Origin of the sequence: Castellaniella sp. S9 (assembly GCF_027257175.1) — a bacterium.
GTDB lineage: Bacteria > Pseudomonadota > Gammaproteobacteria > Burkholderiales > Burkholderiaceae_B > Castellaniella.
Genome location: NZ_JAPFGD010000001.1, coordinates 160,736 through 179,811, shown reverse-complemented (window position 1 = coordinate 179,811; position 19,076 = coordinate 160,736). Strand labels below are relative to the sequence as shown.

At 69.3% G+C, this 19,076-nt stretch carries 21 protein-coding genes; 8 read left to right on the top strand and 13 right to left on the bottom strand.

Going from position 1 to position 19,076, the window contains the following annotated elements:
* Positions 1-3 precede the first annotated feature (3 nt).
* From flgF to OOZ48_RS00870, 8 genes are all read left to right on the top strand, one after another.
* Positions 4-753 (top strand): flagellar basal-body rod protein FlgF, encoded by a 750-nt coding sequence (flgF, locus tag OOZ48_RS00905; RefSeq protein WP_269494409.1) that lies wholly within the window; start codon positions 4-6, stop codon positions 751-753.
* Positions 754-785: 32 nt separating this feature from the next.
* Positions 786-1,571 carry a flagellar basal-body rod protein FlgG gene (flgG, locus tag OOZ48_RS00900; RefSeq protein WP_269494406.1) on the top strand — a complete coding sequence of 262 codons (786 nt, stop codon included), beginning with the start codon at positions 786-788 and terminating at the stop codon, positions 1,569-1,571.
* An 11-nt stretch (positions 1,572-1,582) separates the two neighbouring features.
* Positions 1,583-2,272: a flagellar basal body L-ring protein FlgH gene (locus OOZ48_RS00895; protein WP_442867502.1), complete on the top strand. Its 690-nt coding sequence runs from the start codon at positions 1,583-1,585 to the stop codon at positions 2,270-2,272.
* Between the two features lie 16 nt (positions 2,273-2,288).
* Positions 2,289-3,434 carry a flagellar basal body P-ring protein FlgI gene (locus tag OOZ48_RS00890; RefSeq protein WP_269494400.1) on the top strand — a complete coding sequence of 382 codons (1,146 nt, stop codon included), beginning with the start codon at positions 2,289-2,291 and terminating at the stop codon, positions 3,432-3,434.
* A gap of 8 nt (positions 3,435-3,442) precedes the next feature.
* Positions 3,443-4,414: a flagellar assembly peptidoglycan hydrolase FlgJ gene (flgJ, locus tag OOZ48_RS00885; protein ID WP_269494397.1), complete on the top strand. Its 972-nt coding sequence runs from the start codon at positions 3,443-3,445 to the stop codon at positions 4,412-4,414.
* A gap of 117 nt (positions 4,415-4,531) precedes the next feature.
* Positions 4,532-6,214, top strand: a complete 1,683-nt coding sequence (flgK, locus tag OOZ48_RS00880; RefSeq protein WP_269494394.1) for a flagellar hook-associated protein FlgK — start codon at positions 4,532-4,534, stop codon at positions 6,212-6,214.
* Positions 6,215-6,242: 28 nt separating this feature from the next.
* On the top strand, positions 6,243-7,535 hold the full coding sequence (gene flgL / locus OOZ48_RS00875; protein WP_269494391.1) for a flagellar hook-associated protein FlgL: 1,293 nt from the start codon (positions 6,243-6,245) through the stop codon (positions 7,533-7,535).
* Positions 7,532-8,089, top strand: coding sequence for a hypothetical protein (locus OOZ48_RS00870; protein ID WP_269494388.1), 558 nt, complete (start codon positions 7,532-7,534; stop codon positions 8,087-8,089). The genes flgL and OOZ48_RS00870 overlap by 4 nt, the downstream gene beginning before the upstream one ends.
* Here the strand turns inward: OOZ48_RS00870 and fliR are convergent.
* From fliR to fliF, 13 genes are all read right to left on the bottom strand, one after another.
* Complete coding sequence (gene fliR, locus OOZ48_RS00865) at positions 8,086-8,871, bottom strand: flagellar biosynthetic protein FliR (protein ID WP_269494385.1); 786 nt, start codon at positions 8,869-8,871, stop codon at positions 8,086-8,088. The two genes, OOZ48_RS00870 and fliR, sit on opposite strands and share 4 nt — an antisense overlap.
* A gap of 18 nt (positions 8,872-8,889) precedes the next feature.
* Positions 8,890-9,159, bottom strand: a complete 270-nt coding sequence (fliQ, locus tag OOZ48_RS00860; protein ID WP_269494382.1) for a flagellar biosynthesis protein FliQ — start codon at positions 9,157-9,159, stop codon at positions 8,890-8,892.
* Positions 9,160-9,169: 10 nt separating this feature from the next.
* Positions 9,170-9,979 carry a flagellar type III secretion system pore protein FliP gene (gene fliP / locus OOZ48_RS00855; RefSeq protein WP_269494379.1) on the bottom strand — a complete coding sequence of 270 codons (810 nt, stop codon included), beginning with the start codon at positions 9,977-9,979 and terminating at the stop codon, positions 9,170-9,172.
* A gap of 5 nt (positions 9,980-9,984) precedes the next feature.
* Positions 9,985-10,314: a flagellar biosynthetic protein FliO gene (gene fliO / locus OOZ48_RS00850; protein WP_269494377.1), complete on the bottom strand. Its 330-nt coding sequence runs from the start codon at positions 10,312-10,314 to the stop codon at positions 9,985-9,987.
* Between the two features lie 7 nt (positions 10,315-10,321).
* A complete protein-coding gene (fliN, locus tag OOZ48_RS00845) occupies positions 10,322-10,837 on the bottom strand; it encodes a flagellar motor switch protein FliN (RefSeq protein WP_269494375.1) in 516 nt (171 codons plus the stop codon).
* Positions 10,834-11,847 (bottom strand): flagellar motor switch protein FliM, encoded by a 1,014-nt coding sequence (gene fliM, locus OOZ48_RS00840; protein ID WP_269494372.1) that lies wholly within the window; start codon positions 11,845-11,847, stop codon positions 10,834-10,836. The genes fliN and fliM overlap by 4 nt, the downstream gene beginning before the upstream one ends.
* Positions 11,847-12,305 carry a flagellar basal body-associated FliL family protein gene (locus tag OOZ48_RS00835; RefSeq protein ID WP_269494370.1) on the bottom strand — a complete coding sequence of 153 codons (459 nt, stop codon included), beginning with the start codon at positions 12,303-12,305 and terminating at the stop codon, positions 11,847-11,849. Before OOZ48_RS00835 ends, fliM begins: the two co-directional genes overlap by 1 nt.
* 105 nt (positions 12,306-12,410) lie before the next feature.
* A complete protein-coding gene (locus OOZ48_RS00830; RefSeq protein WP_269494367.1) occupies positions 12,411-13,724 on the bottom strand; it encodes a flagellar hook-length control protein FliK in 1,314 nt (437 codons plus the stop codon).
* Positions 13,725-13,738: 14 nt separating this feature from the next.
* Complete coding sequence (gene fliJ, locus OOZ48_RS00825) at positions 13,739-14,191, bottom strand: flagellar export protein FliJ (protein ID WP_269494364.1); 453 nt, start codon at positions 14,189-14,191, stop codon at positions 13,739-13,741.
* Complete coding sequence (gene fliI / locus OOZ48_RS00820; RefSeq protein ID WP_269494361.1) at positions 14,181-15,650, bottom strand: flagellar protein export ATPase FliI; 1,470 nt, start codon at positions 15,648-15,650, stop codon at positions 14,181-14,183. The genes fliJ and fliI overlap by 11 nt, the downstream gene beginning before the upstream one ends.
* A complete protein-coding gene (gene fliH / locus OOZ48_RS00815; RefSeq protein WP_269494357.1) occupies positions 15,647-16,396 on the bottom strand; it encodes a flagellar assembly protein FliH in 750 nt (249 codons plus the stop codon). The genes fliI and fliH overlap by 4 nt, the downstream gene beginning before the upstream one ends.
* On the bottom strand, positions 16,389-17,390 hold the full coding sequence (gene fliG, locus OOZ48_RS00810; protein ID WP_269494354.1) for a flagellar motor switch protein FliG: 1,002 nt from the start codon (positions 17,388-17,390) through the stop codon (positions 16,389-16,391). Before fliG ends, fliH begins: the two co-directional genes overlap by 8 nt.
* Positions 17,377-19,065, bottom strand: a complete 1,689-nt coding sequence (fliF, locus tag OOZ48_RS00805) for a flagellar basal-body MS-ring/collar protein FliF (RefSeq protein WP_269494350.1) — start codon at positions 19,063-19,065, stop codon at positions 17,377-17,379. The genes fliG and fliF overlap by 14 nt, the downstream gene beginning before the upstream one ends.
* Positions 19,066-19,076: the final 11 nt, after the last annotated feature.

The following is a 19,076-nucleotide window of genomic DNA, read 5'->3' as shown; positions in this document are numbered from 1 at the left end:
GGCATGGATCGCATCCTCTACACGGCCGCCAACGGCGCGGCCCGGGTCCTCGAGCAGCAATCGGTCATCTCCAACAATATGGCCAATGTTGCGACGACGGGGTTTCGCGAACAGCTCGCGATCTACCGCTCGGTCCCGGTGGTGCCGCAGGCGGGCGAACTGCCCACGCGCGTCGCCACCGCGGCCTCGACGCCCGGCAGCCATTTCCGCCAGGGCAACATGGCTGAGACCGGCCATGCGCTGGATGCGGCCATCGCCGGATCCGGCTGGTTCGCGGTGCGCACGCCGCAAGGGGGCGAGGCCTATACCCGCGCGGGCGAGTTCGCCGTCGACGCGCAGAACCAGCTCGTCACCCAATCCGGCCTGCCGGTGCTCTCGGCCGACGGGCAGCCCATCCAGGTCCCCGAGCGCGGCAGCATCACCTTCGCCACCGACGGGCAGATCAGCGCACTGGGCGCGGGCGACAATCCACGCGACATCCAGCTGATCGCCCAGTTGAAGCTCGTCAACCCGCCTGCGAATCAGCTGCAGCGCGGCGGCGACGGGCTGTTCCGCCTGGCGCAGGGGCAAGCCGCGCCGGCCGATCCGACGGTCAAGATCGCGCCCGGCTTCGTGGAACAGAGCAACGTCAATCCCGCCTCGGCCATGGTGGCCATGATCGCCAACGCGCGCCAGTTCGAGCTGCAGATGCAGGTCATCAAGCACGCCAGCAGCAACGAAGAACGCGGCAATTCCATACTTTCGGCGGGCTGATCCCGCGCCGCCCCTGAACAGGACCCACCGACATGATTCGTTCCCTTTGGATCGCCAAGACCGGTCTGGAAACCCAGCAGACCAGCATGGATGTGATTTCCAACAACTTGGCCAACGTCAACACCACGGGCTTCAAGCGCAGCCGCGCCGTGTTCGAGGACCTGATGTACCAGACCCTGCGCCAGCCCGGCGCCCAGGTGGGGGCGGCCAACCAGTTGCCCTCGGGCCTGCAGATCGGCACCGGCGCGCGCACGGTGGCCACCGAGCGCATCCACACGCAGGGCAACCTGCAGGAAACGGGCAACAACCTGGACATCGCCATCCAGGGCAATGGCTTTCTGCAGGTCGAGCTGCCCGACGGCACGTTCGCCTACACCCGCGACGGCAGCCTGCAGGTCGACCAGAACGGCATGCTGGTCACCGCCGGCGGCTATCCGGTGCAGCCGGGCATCAACATCCCGGACAACGCGCTGACCATCTCCGTCGCCCGCGACGGCACGGTGTCGGTGACCCAGCCCGGCGCCACGGGTACGAACGTCGAGGTCGGCCAGCTGCAGCTGGCCACCTTCATCAACAGCACCGGCCTGCAGAGCCAGGGCGAAAACCTTTACCTCGAGACCGATGCGTCGGGGCCGGCCAACCTGCTGCAGCCCGGCCTGGACGGCGCCGGCGTGCTGCTGCAGAACTTCGTGGAAACCTCGAACGTGAACGTCGCCGAGGAACTGGTCAAGATGATCACCACCCAGCGCGCCTTCGAAATGAACAGCAAGGCGGTGCAGACCTCCGACCAGATGCTGGCGCGGCTGACGCAGCTGTAATCACAATGCCGATGAAGGGATTGCGTCGTTTTACGGGAGCCTGGGCGGCTGCGCTGGCCCTGGTCCTGTCCGGCTGCGCGCTGGTGCCGCCCGAGCCCATCGTGACCGGCCCCTTGACGGCGCCGCCTCCGCCGCCATTGCCGCCCGCCGCCCTGGCCAACGGCTCGATCTACCAGCCCACGGCCTACGGCAACTATCCCCTGTTCGAGGACCGCCGCCCGCGCAACGTGGGCGACATCGTGACGGTGGTCATCCAGGAAAAGACCAACGCCGCCAAGAGCGTGGACACCAGCACCAACCGCAGCGGCAGCGCCTCGATGGACATCGTCCTGGCGCCGGCCATCCTGCCCAGCGACATCACCAATCAGAACTACGAGGCCGGCGGCGGCAACCAGTCCAAGGGCAAGGGCTCCAGCAGCGCCACCAACGTGTTTTCCGGGACCCTGACGACCACCGTGATCGGCGTGCTGCCCAATGGCAATTTGCAGATCGCCGGGGAAAAGCAGATCGCCATCAACCGCGGCAGCGAATACGTGCGTTTCTCGGGCGTGGTCGATCCGCGCTCGATCAGCGGGTCCAACACCGTGTCCTCCACCCAGGTGGCCGATGCCCGCATCGAATACCGCAGCAAGGGCGTGATGGACGAGGTCCAGACCATGGGCTGGCTGCAGCGCTTCTTCCTCAATGTTTCTCCTTTCTGATCCCATGGCTACAGGCATGATTCTTTCCGGTTTCCGCCTGCGCCGCAGCGCCCGCCGGCTGTGCGCGGCGGCTTGCCTGCTGCTGGCGGCCGGCCTGTCCTGGACGGCCGCGGCCCGGGCCGAGCGCATCAAGGACCTGGCCTCGTTCCAGGGGGTGCGGGAAAACCAGCTCATCGGCTATGGCCTGGTAGTCGGCCTGGACGGCAGCGGTGACCAGGTGCGCCAGACGCCCTTCACCCAGCAAAGCCTCACCAACATGCTCTCGCAACTGGGCGTGACCGTGCCGCAGGGCACCAACATGCAGGTCAAGAATGTCGCCGCGGTGATTGTCACCGCGCGCCTGCCTGCCTTCACCCAGCCGGGCCAGTCATTGGACGTGGTGGTCTCCTCGATGGGCAACGCCAAGAGCCTGCGCGGCGGCACCTTGCTGATGACGCCGCTCAAGGGGGCGAACGGGCAGGTCTACGCCCTGGCGCAGGGCAACCTGCTGGTGGGCGGCGCCGGCGCCTCGCAGGGCGGCTCCAGCGTGCAGGTCAATCAACTGAACGGCGGCATCATCCCCGACGGCGCCATCGTCGAGCGCGGCGTGCCCACCACCTACGCCCAGGACGGCCGGATCCGCCTCGAGCTCAATTCCAGCGATTTCGGCATCGCCCAGAACGTGGTCGCCGCGTTGAACCGAAAGTTCGGCGGCCAGACGGCGCAGGCCCTGAATGCGCGCACCATCGAGCTGACCGCGCCGCTGGACCCCGGGCGGCAGACCGCCTTCCTGTCCCAGGTCGAGAACCTCCAGGTGACGCTGCCGCCGGCGCGCGCGCGCGTGGTGATCAACGCGCGCACGGGCTCGGTCGTCATGAACCGCACGGTGACCATCGAGGAGGCCGCCGTCGCCTACGGCAACCTGTCGATCGTGATCAGCCCGCAGCAGCAGGTCAGCCAGCCGACCACGCCCTTTGGCGGGGGCCAGACCGTGGTCACCGAGAACACCCAGATCGAAATGCGCAGCGAAAGCGGGGCGATCCGGCGCGTAGCCACCAGCGCCAACCTGGCCGACGTCGTGCGCGCGCTCAACGCCCTGGGCGCCACGCCGCAGGATCTGCTGTCGATCCTGCAGAATCTCAAGAGCGCCGGCGCCTTGCGCGCCGACCTCGAGGTCATCTGAGGACGGCCATGGGCTTCGTTTCGTACACCCCGCTGCCCAGCGGCTCCGCCCAGCCCTCGGCCCTGGATTTCCGGGGCCTGGACCGCCTCAAGCGCGGCGTGGCCGCTGGCGCGCAGGCGCCTGCCGGGCAGCAGGAGGCCGTGGCCCGCCAGTTCGAGGCCATGTTCATCCAGATGCTGCTCAAGCAGGCCCGCCAGACCGCCGACATGACGCCTGGCCTGCTGGACTCCCCCGGGGTGCGCATGGCGCAAAGCCTGGGCGACGAGCAGGCCGCGCTGAACGTGGCCAGTCCCGGGCTGGGACTGGCGCAGGCGCTGCTGGCGCAGATGCGCGGCGGCGTCGCTACCCAGGCGCTGGATCCGCAGGCCCATCCGCCGGAGGCGGCCGCCTCGCGCCTGCCGGGACTGCGGTCGCGCGTCGGCGAGGGCCGGCGCGAGGTGGCCGACTCGATCACCGCCTTGATCGACCTGCTCAGCCGCGGCCGCGTCACGGAAAAAGTATCCAGCGCCATCCGCGGCGCCCCGGGCCACATCCGCGAGTTCGTCGACAGGATGGCCCCCGCGGCCGAGTACGCTTCGGCGCAAAGCGGCGTGCCCGCCAAGCTCATCCTCAGCCAGGCCGCCCTGGAGTCGGGCTGGGGGCGGCGCGAGATCCTGCGTCCCGACGGCAGCACCAGCCACAATCTGTTCGGCATCAAGGCGACCGGCGGCTGGCGCGGCGACGTGGTGTATGCCGCGACCACCGAATACGAGGACGGTGTGGCCCGCAAGGTCAGCGAACCCTTCCGGGCGTATGAGTCCTATGCCGAGTCATTCGCCGACTATGCCCGGCTGATCGGCCGCAGCGAGCGCTACAGCGACGTGCTGAGTGCGCCCTCGGCCGAGGAGGCGGCGCGGCGGGTGCAGGAGGCGGGCTACGCCACCGATCCTTCATATGCCGACAAGCTGATCTCGATCATGGGGTATTTCAATGCGCGCTAGCCGTGTTGCGCGGCGCCACGCCGTTAAATTTCGAGGGTGATCGGCCGTAAATCGTCATGAAGCATCGAAGGCGGTTACGTGCCGGCCTCCCGGGCATGCAGCACACAGGATGTCTATATGAATTTGGCCAATTTGGGTAAAGCCGGCCTGCTGGTGGCGCAAAACCGCCTCCAGACCGCCGGCCACAACATCAACAACAGCGCGACCGAGGGCTATAACCGCCAGCGCGTGATGGTCCAGACGGCGGGTGCCGCGCAGACCCCGGCCGGCTGGGTGGGCCGGGGCGTGCAGGCCGTCAGCGTGCAGCGCGCCTACGACAGCTTCCTGTACAGCCAGCTCAGCGAATCCCAGACCAAGGGCGCGGCGCTGGCCAGCTACGGCGACCAGATCAGCCAGGTCAATAATCTGTTGGCCGACCGCACCGTCGGCATCACCCCCGCCATCCAGGCGTTCTTCGACGGCCTGCAGGCGGTGGCCACGGCGCCGGCCGACAGCGCGGCGCGCCAGGAACTGCTGGGCCGCGCCAACAGCCTGGCCACCCAGATTCGCGATGCCAACGCATTCTTCGACGATCAGCGCGCCAACATCAACACCCAGGTCCGCACCACGGTGACCCAGGTCAACAGCACCCTGGACCGCATCCAGGACCTGAACCGCCAGATCTCCGTCGCCAAGGCCGTCTCCCCCGGCCAGCCGCCCAACGACCTGCTCGACCAGCGCGACCAGCTGGTGGCCGAACTGGGCCAGCTCGTCGACATCAAGGTCTTCGAGCAGGACGACCGGGTGAACATCACGGTGGCCAACGGCCAGGTCCTCCTGGGCGGCGATTCCGTATTCCACCTGGGTGTACAGGCTTCCGCGTCCGACCCCTCGCGTCTGGCGGTCAGCTATTCCATCCCGAACGGCGTGGGCGGCATCACCGCCGTCGAACTCAAGGACAGTTCGATCACGGGCGGCACGCTGGGCGGTTTGCTGAGCTTCCGGCGCGAGGCGCTGGACACCATGCAGAACGACCTCGGCCGCCTCGCGACCGGCCTGGCCATGGCCCTCAACGAGGTTCACCGGCAGGGCTACGACCTGACCGGCGCGCCAGGGGGTGACTTCTTCAGCCTCGCCGGTCCCAAGGTGATCCGCGGCGAAGGCAATGCCGCCGGTGCGGACCCGGCCGTGTCGATCACGGACATCAACCAGTTGACCGCCCAGGATTATCAGGTCAGCTACGACGGCGCCGGCTATGTCGTGACCCGCTTGTCCGACGGCATCGTGGCTGCCGCCGGCAACGGGACCTTGTCCTTCGGCGGCATCGAGGTCGATTTCTCGGGCGTGGCCGCGGCCGCCCCCGGCGACAGCTGGCTGATCCAGCCCACCCGGGATGCCGCCGCCAGCCTGCAGGTCGCGATCGGCGATCCGGGCCGGATCGCGGCGGCCGGGCCGGTGGATCACGACGACGACCCGGCAACCCCGGACGTCGGTGCCGGCCCGGCCAATGGCGACAACGCGCTCAAGCTCGCGGCCCTGCAAACGACGAAACTGCTGGGCAACGGCGCCATGAGCCTGAACGAGGCGTATTCCCAGATCGTCAACAAGGTCGGCGTGCTGACCCAGCAGAACACCACGGCCCAAAAGGCGCAGGACACCCTGATCCAGCAGAACTATGCGGCCCAGCAGGCGGTCTCGGGCGTGAACCTGAACGAGGAATACATGAACCTGACCCAGTACCAGGAACAGTTCCGCGCCGCCTCGCGCCTGATCGACGTCAGTTCGACCTTGTTCGACACGCTCCTGAGCCTGCGCAGCTAGGCTGCGCCTTCAACCCGGGAAACACGCCATGCGGATCAGCACCAACCTGTTATTCAACACCGGCCTCAAGACCATCGGCACCCAGCAGGCCGACCTCATGCATCTGTACCAGCAGATCGGCTCGGGCCAGCGCATGGTGACGCCGGCCGACGACCCGCTGGCGGCCTCGCAGTCGATCAACATCGCCCAGTCCCAATCCCTGAACCAGCGCTTCGCGGAAAACCGCGCCGTGGCGCTGCGCAACCTGGGCACCGAGGAGGACGCGCTGACCTCGCTGACCACCTTGCTGGCCGACGTGCGCACGCGCGTCGTCGAGGCGGGCGGCGGCGCGCTGTCCGACGCCGACCGCGGCACCCTGGCCGAGGTCCTCCGGGGTGCGCGCGATTCCATGCTGGCGATCGCCAACACCACCGACGGCAACGGGCAGTACGTGTTTTCCGGATCGCGGGGGCAGGCGCCCGCCTACCAGTTGGATGCGTCCGGAAAGTATCGATACATCGGCGATGGCCTCCAGCGCAAGATCCAGGCCGACCAGACCCGGCAGATCGCCGCGGGCGACGTCGGCAGCGACGTGTTCGAGCGCGCCCAGCCCGGTACGCTCGCCTATTCCACCCGGCAAGTGGCCGCGGGCGGTGGCGGCACCGCGGTTCTCGGCGCGCCCGCGGTCGTCGATCGCACGCTGGGCAATGCCGATTCACGCCTGGAATTCAAGATCACCTTCACCAGCGCAACGACTTACGACGTGGCGGTGACCGATCATTCGCCCGCGACGGGGCCGGTGACGGAAACGTTCACGGGCCTGGCCTTCACGCCCGGCGCCACCCTGCTGGACTTGCCCCGCAGCGACGGCGGCAGCCCGGCGGCGGCGATTTCCAGCGGGACCCAGGTCCAGATCTCCGGTGAACCCGCGGCGGGCGACGTCTTCGCCGTCACCCCCATGCAGCACGACGGGGATTTCAACCTGTTCGATACCCTGGGCGGCCTGATCGCCGCCCTCGAGGCGCCGGCCGCCGAGGACGCCAGCGCGCAGGCCGGCCTGCGCAACATGCTCAACACCGCCATGCAGCAGCTGGCCTCGGGCTATGACAACATCCTGACGGTGCGCTCGTCGATCGGCGCGCGCATGAACGAACTGGAGGCCATGAACGACGTCGGCACGCAGCGCAACCTGGGCTACACCAAGGACCTGTCGCGCCTCGAGGACCTGGATTACTACGACGCCACCATGAAGCTCAATCTGCGCAAGATGGCCCTCGAGGGCGCGTCGCTGGCGTTCCAGACCATCCAGGGCCTGAGCCTGTTCAACATGGGCGGCAAATGAGGAGACCGGCGGCCGGGCACGGCGGCGCGCTGCGGGCGGCCGCGCTGCTGGCGCCCTTGCTGCTGGCCGCCTGCTCTTTCAGCGGTCAGACATTCAATACGGGCGGACTCGACCGGATCGTCGTCGGGCGCACCACCCTTGCGCAGGCCTCCGAATACCTGGGCGCCTTGCCCGACCAGACCTGGCAGCAGGGCGACACGGTGCTGGCACGCTGGGGATACAAGGGGACCGTCGCCACCGACGCCGTGTATGTCCGCCAGGAGGCCTGGCTGCGATTCGGCCCGGACGGCACCTTCCAGCGCCTGGAGAACACCGTCAATATTCCCGATAACTTCCGCCCGCGCACCGCCGCGCAGGCCGACCAGGCGGCCGCCGCGCATCGTCCGGCCGCCACGCCGCCGCCCGCATCCGCCGAGGCGGCGGGCGGTGCCGCCGCGCCCGACGGCCCGGCCGTGCCGCAAGCCGTCGACACGCCTCAGCCCCTGCTGCCGTCGGGCACCACATATACGCCCGGCGTCAGTTATCCGATCGGGCGTTCCGGCACAGGACACTAGAGGCCGGCCAGGCCCCGCGCGACGCGCGCCATCGCCTGGTAGCCGTCCTCGAACAGCCGCGACAGGAATCCCGAGGTCTGCGGCAGCACCACGGCCAGCACCACCAGGCCCGTGGTCAGCGTGATGGGAAAACCCACCGCAAACACCGACAATTGCTGCGCAGTCCGGTTGAGGATGCCCAGCGCCAGGTTGATGGTCAGCAGCACGATGATCAGCGGCAGGGCCAGCAGCATGCCCGATACCCACAACTGGCCGCTCCATTCCAGCAGCGCGCCCCAGCCGTTCGGGTCCAGCGGAGCGCCGACAGGCAGGATCTCGAAGGTGCGCACCAGGCCGTCGAGCATCAGCAGGTGGCCGTTGAAGGCCAGGAACACCAGCATGGCGATCAGGTTCAGCAGGCGCGACAAGACCGCGGTATTGGCGCCCGTGGCCGGATCGAAGAATGAGGCGAAGGCCAGGCCCATCTGCAGCCCCACGAACTCGCCCGCCATCATGGCGGCGGTGAATACCAGCCGCATGCACAGGCCCAGGGCGATGCCGATCAGCACCTGCTGGGCGGCGATCAGCAAGCCCTGGAAAGAACCCGCCGGGATGTCGGGCATGGGGCCCAGCAGCGGCGCGGCCACCAGCGTGCAGAGGATCGACAGCCCGATCTTCAGCCGGACGGGGATCGAGGATTCGCCAAAGATCGGCGCCATCGCCACCAGGCCCGCGATGCGGAACAAGGGCCACAGGAAACCATTGATCCAGGCGTAAAGCTGTTCGACGGTGAACTGGACCATGGCCTGCCGAAACCGGGCTCAGAGGGCCAGGCCGGGGATCGACTCCAGCAGCATGCGGATGTAGTCCACCATGGTGTTGATCAGCCAGGGGCCCAGCAGCACCAGGGTCGCGCCCACGGCCAGCAGCTTGGGGATGAACGACAGCGTCATCTCGTTGATCTGCGTGGCGGCCTGGAAAATGCTGATCACCAGGCCGACCAGGAGGGTCACGAGCAGCAGCGGCCCGGCCATGGACAAGGCCACCCGCAGCGCCTGGTAGGTCATGGACATCACGGTTTCCGGCGTCATGGGCGGCCTCCTATTGGTAGAAGCTGCGGGCCAGCGACCCCAGCAGCAGGTGCCAGCCGTCGGCCAGCACGAACAGCATGAGCTTGAAGGGCAGCGAGATCGTGACCGGCGGCACCATCATCATGCCCAGCGCCATCAGCAGGCTGGCGACCACCAGGTCGATGATCAGGAAGGGAATGAAGATCGTGAAGCCGATCTGGAAGGCGGTCTTGAGCTCGCTGGTGACGAAGGCCGGCACCAGCACGCGCAGGGGCACGGCTTCGGGGGATTCGATGGGCGCGGCGCCGGCCATCTCGGCGAACATGGCCAGGTCGGCCTCGCGCGTCTGGTTCAGCATGAAGGTGCGCAAGGGTCCGGCCCCGCGGTCGATCGCCTGCTCGAAGCTGATTTCGTCGCGGCTCAGGGGCTGGTAGGCCTGGGCGTAGATCTGGTCGAACACCGGCGACATGGCAAAGAAGGTCAGGAACAGCGCCAGCCCGACCAGCACCGAATTGGGCGGCGACACGCCGGTGCCCAGCGCATTGCGCAGCAAGCCCAGCACGATGATGATGCGGGTGAAGCCGGTCATCATCAGCAGGGCGGCCGGCAGGAACGACAGCATGGTCAACATGACCAGTGTCTGGATGCTCAGCGACCAGGTCTGGCTGCCGTCGGCGCCCGGCGTCGCGGTCAGGGCGGGCAGGGTGGCCTGCGCGAGGGTGGCGCCGGGCCAGAGCGCGGCCGCCAGGATCGCCAGCAGGATGCCGGCGGGCAGCCACGGCAGGCGGCGCGCCCGGATGGGCCGCCGCGCCGCCTCGCGCAGCGATGAATACGCCGCCATGCCCATCAGCGCCTCGTGACCGCCCGGCCGAGCGCATCCGGGAACGTCCGCGCGGCGCCCTCGGCCGCGTCCGGCGCGTCGCCGCGCGGCGGCAAAGTGTGCAGCAGGGTGATCTGCTGGGCAGTGATGCCCAGGACCAGGCGGGCGTCCTCGACCTCGACGATGGCCAGCGAGGCGCGCGCGCCCAGGCGTTGCGAGGCCGAGACCCGCAACCCGCCGCGGCCCGTGGCCGCGCGCAGCCAGCCGCCACGGCGCGCCGCCCAGGCCAGCGCGAGCAGCAGCCCGACCACCAGCAGCAGGCTGGCCGTCACGCGCAAGAGATCGGGCTGCTCCATGACGGCCCTAGCGGCGGTTGTTCAGCCGCGCGATGCGGTCCGACGGGGTGATGATGTCGGTGATGCGGATCCCGTACTTGTCCTCGACGGCGACGACCTCGCCCTGGGCGATCAAATAGCCGTTGACGTAGATGTCCATGGGCTCGCCGGCCAGGCCGTCGAGCTCCACCACCGAGCCCTGGCCCAGTTGCAGGATGTTCTTGATCGTCAGGCGCGTGCGCCCCAGTTCGACCGAGAGCTGCACCGGGATGTCCATGATCATGTCGATGTCGCTGTCGGCGGCTCCGCCCTGGCTGGTCAGGGGCTGGAACACCTGGGCCGAGGCCGGCTGCGGCGTCGAGGCGGCGGTTTGTTCGGCCAGCGCCGCCGCCCAGTCGTCGTCCTGCGACAGGCCGGCGGCCTGCGTGGGCTGATCGTGGGCGGACTGCTGCTCGGCCAGGGCGGCCGCCCAGTCATCGTCGGTGGTGCTCTGGGAGCCGGGCAGGTTCGGGTCCTGCGTATCCTTGTCGCTGGAATCGGTCATTTCTTGGGGCCTGATGACGGGGTTTGTTCGGGGGGGGCGGCCAGGACCTGGTTCACCCGCAGGGCGTAGCGGCCGTTGAAGGTGCCGTATCCGCATTCCAGCACGGGCACTCCGCCGACGCGCGCGGTGATCCTGGGCGAGACGGTGATCGGCAGCACATCGCCGACGCGCAGCCGGATCAATTCGCCGATGGTGGTCTCGATCTGGGTGAATTCGGCCGCGAGCTCGACCTCGGCGCTGCGCACCTCGCGCGACAGCTGCTGCGTCCAGCGCCGGTCGATCGAATCCGAGGCCGCCTGCTGCAAGGGGCGCGTCAGCAGGTCGCGCACCGGCTCGATCATCGAATAGGGCAGGCAGATGTTGAGCTTGCCGCCGGCGGTGCCCAGCTCGATATTGAACGAGGAGACCACCACGATGTCGTTGCCGCTGCTGATGCTGGCGAACTTGGTGTGCATTTCCGAGCGGATGTACTCGAACTCGATCGGATAGACGTTTTCCCAGGCCTGGCCGTAGCATTCCAGGGTCAGGCCCAGCAGGCGCTGGATGATGCGCTGTTCGGTGACGGTGAAGTCCCGGCCCTCGACGCGCGTGCTGTAGCGTCCGTGGCCGCCGAACAGGCTGTCGATCACCAGGAACACCAGGTTGGGGTCGAAGGTGAAGAGCGAGGCGCCGCGCAGCGGCTTCATGGCCACCATGTTGAGGTTGCTGGGGACCGGCAGGTTGCGCTCGAACTCCGAATATTTCTGGATGCGGATGGCGTTCACGGTGATGTCCGCGTTGCGCCGCATGAAGCTGAAGAACATCGAGCGCAGCCGCCGCGCAAAGCGCTCGTTGATGAGTTCCAGCGTCTGCATCCGGTGGCGCACGACGCGGTCCGGCGAGGTCAGGTCGTAGGCGCGGACGCCGCCGGGCTCGTCCTCGGGCGGTGGCGGGGATGCTGTTTCCTCGCCGGTGACCCCCGCGAGCAGGGCATCGACCTCATCCTGGGATAGCAGGCTCTGGTAGGGCATTACTGCACCACGAACGCGGTGAACAGGACGTCGGCGATGCGCGGGCCCGCGGGCTGCGGCGCGAACGGCCGGGCGAGTGCGACGCGCAGCGCGTCGGCCAGCACCTGCTGGCCGTCCGGCGACTGGACGCGGGCGATGTCCTGGCTGGACAGCACCCTGAGGGCGCGGTCGCGCACCTCGGGCATGTATTCCTCGATGATCTTGCGCGATTCCTGGTCGGCCAGCCGCAGCGTGACGCCCGCGTACAGGATGCGGTTGCGGGGTTCGCCGTACAGCGTGACGGTGAAGGGGGCGAGCTCGGCAAAGATCGGCGCGGGTGCCGGCGGCGGCTCGGTCGATGCGAGGCTGGTGATCGCCGACGACCCGATGCCTTGCCGCGACATGATCAGCATCGTGGCGCCGATGGTGGCGCCCACGATGATGACCAGCATGAGGACGAGTTTCAGGAGCCTGAGCATGATTGCGGATGAGCGAGTGTGCGGATGATGGCCGAGGGCGCCTGCGATCGGGGGCCTCGGAAATTGTAGCCGCCCCGCGCGCGGTCAGGCGGGAGAAGCGCGAATTTAGGCAAAGGTGTCCACCAGCGCGTCAGGTGCGCCGCCGGCACGGGGCCGGACGGCATCGGCCAGGACGGGCGCGGCCGGCGACAAGGCCTCGCCGTCCAGCGAGAAGCGCATGCCGCCCGTGTCGCCGCGGCCCTGCGGGTTGCCCGAATGGAAGGCCTGTTGTTGGCCGGGCTGGTGGTCGCTGACGTCGGCCTGGCCCAGCGACAGACCCGCCTGGGCCAATTGTTGCTGTAATTGGGGCAAGGCGTTTTCCAGGGCGTGGCGCACCGGCGCGTGCGGCGAGACGAACAGCGCCTGCGTCACCGAGTCGCTGACGTGCAGCACGATGCGCACCGGCCCGAGATCGGGCGGATTCAGGCGCAATTCCGCAGTGTGCGCGCCGTTGCGGCCATCCTGGATCAGGGTGAGGACCTGGCGGCTGAAGTCCGCGGGCCAGGCTGGATCGCCGAGCGGCACGGGCACCGCGGGCGCGCCCGCCCCGAGGGGGCTGGCGTGCGCGCCCGGCGCTGCCTGCCCCAGGGCGTGCGGCAGGCTGACGGCAAGCTGCGCCATGGCGGATTCGGCACCGGCGCCCGGCGCCTGGGCCATGGAGGATTCCTGGCGCGCCATGGCGGACGCGGCCGCGAGGCCCGGCGGGATGGAATTGGCGGCCTGGGCGGCGAGGGGATCAGCGGCGGCGCGCACACTCCGAGGCGTAGCCGGCGTGCTGGATACGCCCGACATGCCCTCCCGCGCCGTCCGTTCGCGCGGCGCGGCACCGGCGTCCGAGGCCTGGACCTGGACGAGGGCGGCGTCGGCGGATTCCGCACGACTGCGGGCACCGGCCGGTACGGCGGCATCCGCCTGGCTGAGCGCGGCGCGCGGATCGGTCCGCAGCGGTGCCTGCGGATCGCCGTCGGCCGCCGTGGCGGTCGAGATGCGTTCGTCCGTCGGCGCGCGTCCGTTCGTCCGTGCCGTCTGGTCCGCCACGGCGCGTCCGTTCGGCGCGGCGCCGGATTCCGCGGCCGCGGCCTCGGCACGGGCCACCGCTTGCGCGGTCCCCATGAGGGGGAGGGTGGCGCCGGCGGCAAGCAGGGCAAGGGTTTCCTCGGGCGTCAGGGGACGCGATGCGCTCTCGTCATTGGCTGGAACGTCCCCCTCGCGGGCCGCCGCATCCGCTGTACGGGCCGGGCGAGCGGCGTTCTGGAGCTGGTCGCGCCGCTGCGAGAGCGTGTCGGAGAATCCCGGTGCGTCGGCCACGTCGGCGCCGCGCCCGGCAAGGCCGGGCATCTGGGCGTCAGGGACGGTGGAGGAGATCAGAGGCACGTTCATCGCTGGTTTCCGAATCAATGGGCACGTCGCGCGCGCCGGTGCAGGCCGGCCGACAGTTCGTCGCTGACGCGCTGCTCGAGGCGCTGCTCGCGGTATCGGGCCTGGCGATCCTGGCGGGCCTGGAGAGCCTCGTAGGAGCCGAGCCGACGCTTTTCGGCGGTCCATCGCTGGCGCCCGGCATCGAGATGCGTGTCGATTTGGGCGATGATCTTATTTTGCTGGGATATCGCCTCGTCCAAAGTGGCGATAAACCGCCTAAAGTTATGGTAATTCGAGGCGGATAGACCGCCTTGCGTGCTGAGCTGCAGGCGCAGGGTGTAGTCGCTGCGATAGCCGTCCAGCGTGTCCAGCTGGTCCTGGGCCTGGCGGCGCTGGGTGCCCAGCTCGGCCAGCAGCCGGCCGGCCTCGTCGACCCGGGTCTGCGACAGTTCGATCAGCACCGCCAGCGGTGTGCGCTCATTCGCCATGGTCCGCCTCCTGGCCCACCGCGCCCGCCAGGGCGCCGGTCGCGGCCGCGTAGTCGACGCGCGCCTCGATGCCTTGCTGCAAGTATCCCTCGAGCCAGGGATAGCGCTCGATCGCCCGGTCGATCTCGGGATCGTTGCCGGGGGTGTACGCGCCGACCGCGATCAGGTCGCGGTTGCGCTGGTAGCGGGACAGCATGCGCTTGAACTGGTGCACCAGGCGGAACTGCCCGGACGGCACGATGGCCGCCATCACGCGCGAGATCGAGGCCTCGATGTCGATGGCGGGGTAGTGGCCGGATTCCGCCAGGCTGCGCGACAGCACGATGTGGCCATCGAGGATGGCGCGCGCCGAGTCCGCGATCGGATCCTGCTGGTCGTCGCCCTCGGTGAGCACGGTATAAAAGGCCGTGATCGAGCCGGCCGCATGGCTGGCCGACGGCGCGCCGTTGCCGGCGCGCTCGACCAGCGTCGGCAGTTTTGCAAAGACCGAGGGCGGATAGCCCTTGGTGGCGGGTGGTTCGCCGATCGCCAGGGCGATCTCGCGCTGCGCCATGGCATAGCGCGTCAGCGAATCCATGATCAGCAGCACGTGCCGGCCCTGGTCGCGGAAATATTCCGCCAGGCGCGTCGCGTAGACGGCGCCCTGCATGCGCAGCAGCGGCGAGACGTCCGCGGGCGCGGCCACCACCACCGAGCGCGCCAGGCCGTCCACCCCCAGGTTGTGTTCGATGAATTCCTTGACCTCGCGGCCGCGCTCGCCGATCAGGCCCACCACGATGACGTCGGCCTGCGTGTAGCGCGCCATCATGCCCAGCAGCACGCTCTTGCCCACGCCCGAGCCCGCGAACAGGCCCATGCGCTGGCCGCGGCCCACGGTCAGCAGGCCGTTGATCGCGCGCACGCCCACGTCGAGGACGGTGTCGACCGGCGCGCGCGTGAGCGGGTTGATGGGCCGCGCCGTGAGCGGCGCCATGTCCAGGTCCGGGGGCAGCGGGCGGCCGTCCAGCGGGCGCCCGGCCCCGTCCAGCACCCGCCCCAGCAGGGCCTGGCCCACAGGCAGCCGGCGCGAATGGTCGGCGGGCGGTGGCGGATCGTCCTGCCACGCGTGCGTGGGCAGCGTGGGCGGTTCGAGCAGCAGGGTCTCGGCCGGCACCACCCGGGCGCCCGGCGGCAGTCCGGTGATGTCGCTTTGCGGCATGAGGTACAGCGTCTGGGCGTGGAAACCCACGACCTCGGCGTCGGCCCACTGGTCGCCGCCCGGCGAAATCTGGATCCTGCAGGCGGCGCCGACCGCCAGTTGCAGGCCGGTGGCCTCCAGGACCAGGCCGGTGGCGCGCGTGATGCGTCCATTGGCGCGCCAGGGCGGGCGCGCGTCGATGCGCCGCTCGCCCGCCTCGAGCAGGGCGCGCCAGCGGTCGCCGGCGGTCTGCAAGAGGGTGTCGGGGGATGATGCACTCATAGGGCGCCGGGCGTATGCCCCAGGGCGGCGATCACGCGCCGCCAGCGCGTCTCGAGCGTGGCGTCGATCGTGCCCTGGGCGGTCTCGAGGATGCAGCCGCCGCGCGTGATGCGCTCGTCGGCGACCAGGCGCGGGCCGGCCGGCTCGGCGTCCTGTTCCAGGAATTCGCGGACCAGTCCGAGGTCGTCGGGGTGCAGGCGCAGTTGCACGCCCACGTCCGGCGCGGGCCCGTTCTGGAGGATTTCGCCGACCAGGTCCAGGATCTGGTTGGGCTGGTCGCGCAGGCTGGTGCGCACGACCTGCTCGGCGATGCGCACGGCCAGGGCGATCAGGGATCGGCCGACCTCGGCCTCGAGCGTGTCCAGGGATTGCGCGCAGGCATCGGCCAGCGCCTGGAGGCGGCGCGCCTGTTCGCGCGCGGCCTCGGCGCCTTCCTCATGCCCGGCGCGCTCGCCCAGCGCCCGGCCTTCGCGTTCGCCCGCCTCGAGCCCGGCGCGCCGGCCTTCCTCGAGCCCTTGCGCCAGGCCTTCGCGCCGGCCCTGTTCGAATCCGGCGTCGTAGCCGCTGGAATGGCCTTGTTCACGGGCCTGCGCCAGGGCCTCGGCGCGCTGGCGCAGCCAATCGGCCTTGTCGCCCTCGGCCTGGGGCGTCCGGGCGGCGGCGCGCGGCTTGAGGGTCTCGAGCGAGTCCATCTCCCAGCGCTGCCAGGCCGCCCGCGCGGCAAGGTCGGACCCGGACCTAGACATATTCGTCGTTGCCCATGGTCAGGTTGATCTGACCGGATTCGGCGAGCTTGCGCGCCACCATGAGGATGGCTTTTTGCTCGGTCTCGACCCGCGACATGCGCACCGGACCCTGGGCATCGAGGTCGTCGCGCAGGATCTCGGCGGCGCGGTTGGACATGTTCTTGAAGAACTTGGCGCGCACCTCGTCGGCCGCGCCCTTGAGGGCGATCGTCAGCGCCGCGGTGTCGATTTCCTTGAGGATGGCCTGGATGGCCGCGTCCTCGACGTCGACCAGGTTGTCGAAGACGAACATCTCGTCGACGATGCGCTGGGCCAGGTCCGGATCGATCTCGCGCAGGTTGCTGACGACGGCCTCCTCCTCCGCGCTGGACATGAAGTTGAGGATCTCGGCTGCGGTGCGCACCCCGCCCATCTTGGAGCGCTTCGCCCCTTGGCCCGAGAGCACAGAGTTGAGGACGTCGGTGAGTTCGTGCAGGGCCGACGGCTGCACGCCGCCGAAGGTGGCGATGCGCATCATCACGTCGTGGCGCAGGCGCTCGGGCAGCAGGTTCAGGACGGCGGAGGCGCGGTCGCGCTCGAGGTGCACCAGGATGGTGGCGATGATCTGGGGGTGCTCGTCCAGGATCAGCTCGGCCACGTTCGAGGGCTCCAGCCAGTTCAGGGCATCGATGCCCGAGCCCGAGCCTTCGCCCGCCTCGAGGATGTCCTCGATCAGGCCGGCGGCGCGGTCCGTGCCCAAAGCCTTGGTCAACACCGAGCGGATGTACTCGTCCGAACCCAGGGTGACGGCCAGGAACTGGTCGGCCTCGCGCCGGAATTCCTCGAGGACGCCGTCGACGTCGGCGCGCGTGACCTGCCTGAGGTTGGCCATCGCCGCGCCGATCTGCTGCACCTCGCGCGCCGACAGGTACTTGAAGACCTCGGCGGCGGCGTCCTCGCCGATCGACATCATGAGAACGGCGCAGCGCGCCATGTCGGTGTCAGGGCTTTTCATTCTTGCTCATCCAGGAGCGCAGCACCATGGCGACGGCGCGCGGGTCTTTTTGCGCCATGGTGCGCGCGGTGTCCAGGTTGTCCTCGTAGCGGCTGATCTCGGAGGCGCGCTCCTGGGCCATGCGCTGCTGTTCGCGGTCCGCCTGCCGGCGGGCGTCGTGCTTGGCGCGCTCGACCTGCGCGTTGGCATATCCGTGGATGATGGGCTTGAGCACCGAGCGCCACAGGAAAATCGCGACCAGCAGGATCAGCAGGCCCTTGAGCGCTTGCATGGCATACCCCTGGTAGACCGGGTTTTCCCAGGCGGGGACGCGCGGCGTGGTGTCGGTAAAGGCACTGTTGACCACGCTCAGCGTGTCGCCGCGCTCGGCCGAGAAGCCCATGGCCTGGCGCACCAGCGCATCGATCTTTTCCATGTCGGCCGGATCCAGCGGCGCGGCGCCGTCCCCGGTGTCCCGGTAATTGATCACCACCGCCGCCGACAGGCGCTGCAGGTTGCCCAGCGCGTGCTTGACGTGGCTGATGGTGCGGTCCACCTCGTAGTTGATCGTGGCGTCATTGCGCGAGGACACCCGTTGGGCCTCGGGCTGCGTGCCGGCGACGGGCGTTCCGGCGGTCGGCGCGTTGGCCGGCCCCGGCTGCTGGGCCTGGTTCGCGGCCTGGGCCTGGTTTGGCGCCGGGTTCGGGTTCGCGGGCGGGACCTGGATCGGTGCGAGCGCGTTGGGCGGGGGTTCGTTGGAGAGTACGCCGGGCACGCCCTGGGGCGGCTGCGCGCCGTTCTGCAGCGAGGCGCTGGTCTGTTTGCTGCGCACCGCGGCCTCGCCCGGCGTCTCGTTGGGGCGATAGACTTCGGAGGTCTGCTCGCGCTGCGAGAAGTCCACCGTGGCGCTGACCTGCGCGCGGACGTTGCCGATGCCTACGATGGGATTGAGCAGCGTCAGGATGCGCTGTACGGTGCGCTGCTCGATGTCGGCGACGAAATTTCGCCGCGTGCCGTCCATGCCGGCCTCGCCGGCCAGGGCCGACAGCAGGTGGCCGTCCTGGTCGACGATCGAGACGGCATCGGCGTTCAAGTGCGGCACGCTGGAGGACACCAGCCAGGCGATCGCCGAGACCTGCGTCTCGCTGAGGTTGCGGCCGGGATAGAGCGTCAGCAGCACCGAGGCGGTGGGCGCCTCGCGCTCGCGCACGAACAGGGACTGGCGCGGGATCGCCAGGTGCACCCGAGCCGAGCGGACCGGATGCATGCCCTCGATCGAGCGGGCCAGTTCGCCCTCGAGGGCGCGCTGGTAGGTGACCTGCTCGGTGAATTGGCTGGCACCGAAGCGCGGCTGGTCCAGCAGCTCGAAGCCGACGCTGCCGCCGCGCGGCAGGCCCTGTTCGGCCAGTTGCAGGCGCAGGGCGTAGACCTGGTCCGCCGGCACCAGGATGGTGGTGCCGTTGTCGGCGAATTTATAGGGGATGTTGCGCTGGTTCAGCACCGAGACGATCGCCCCGCCGTCGCGGTTTTCCAGGTTGGTGAACAGGCTGCGGTATTCGGCCTCGCGCAGCCACAGCGCCGCGACGACGACCACGGCGATCAGCCCCGCGCCCACGGCCAGCAGCACGGGCCGCGGCAGTACGGCCAGCCGGTTCAGGACCGGGTAGCGGCTCATCCAGTCGGTCATGGGGCTCATGCCTGGCGCGC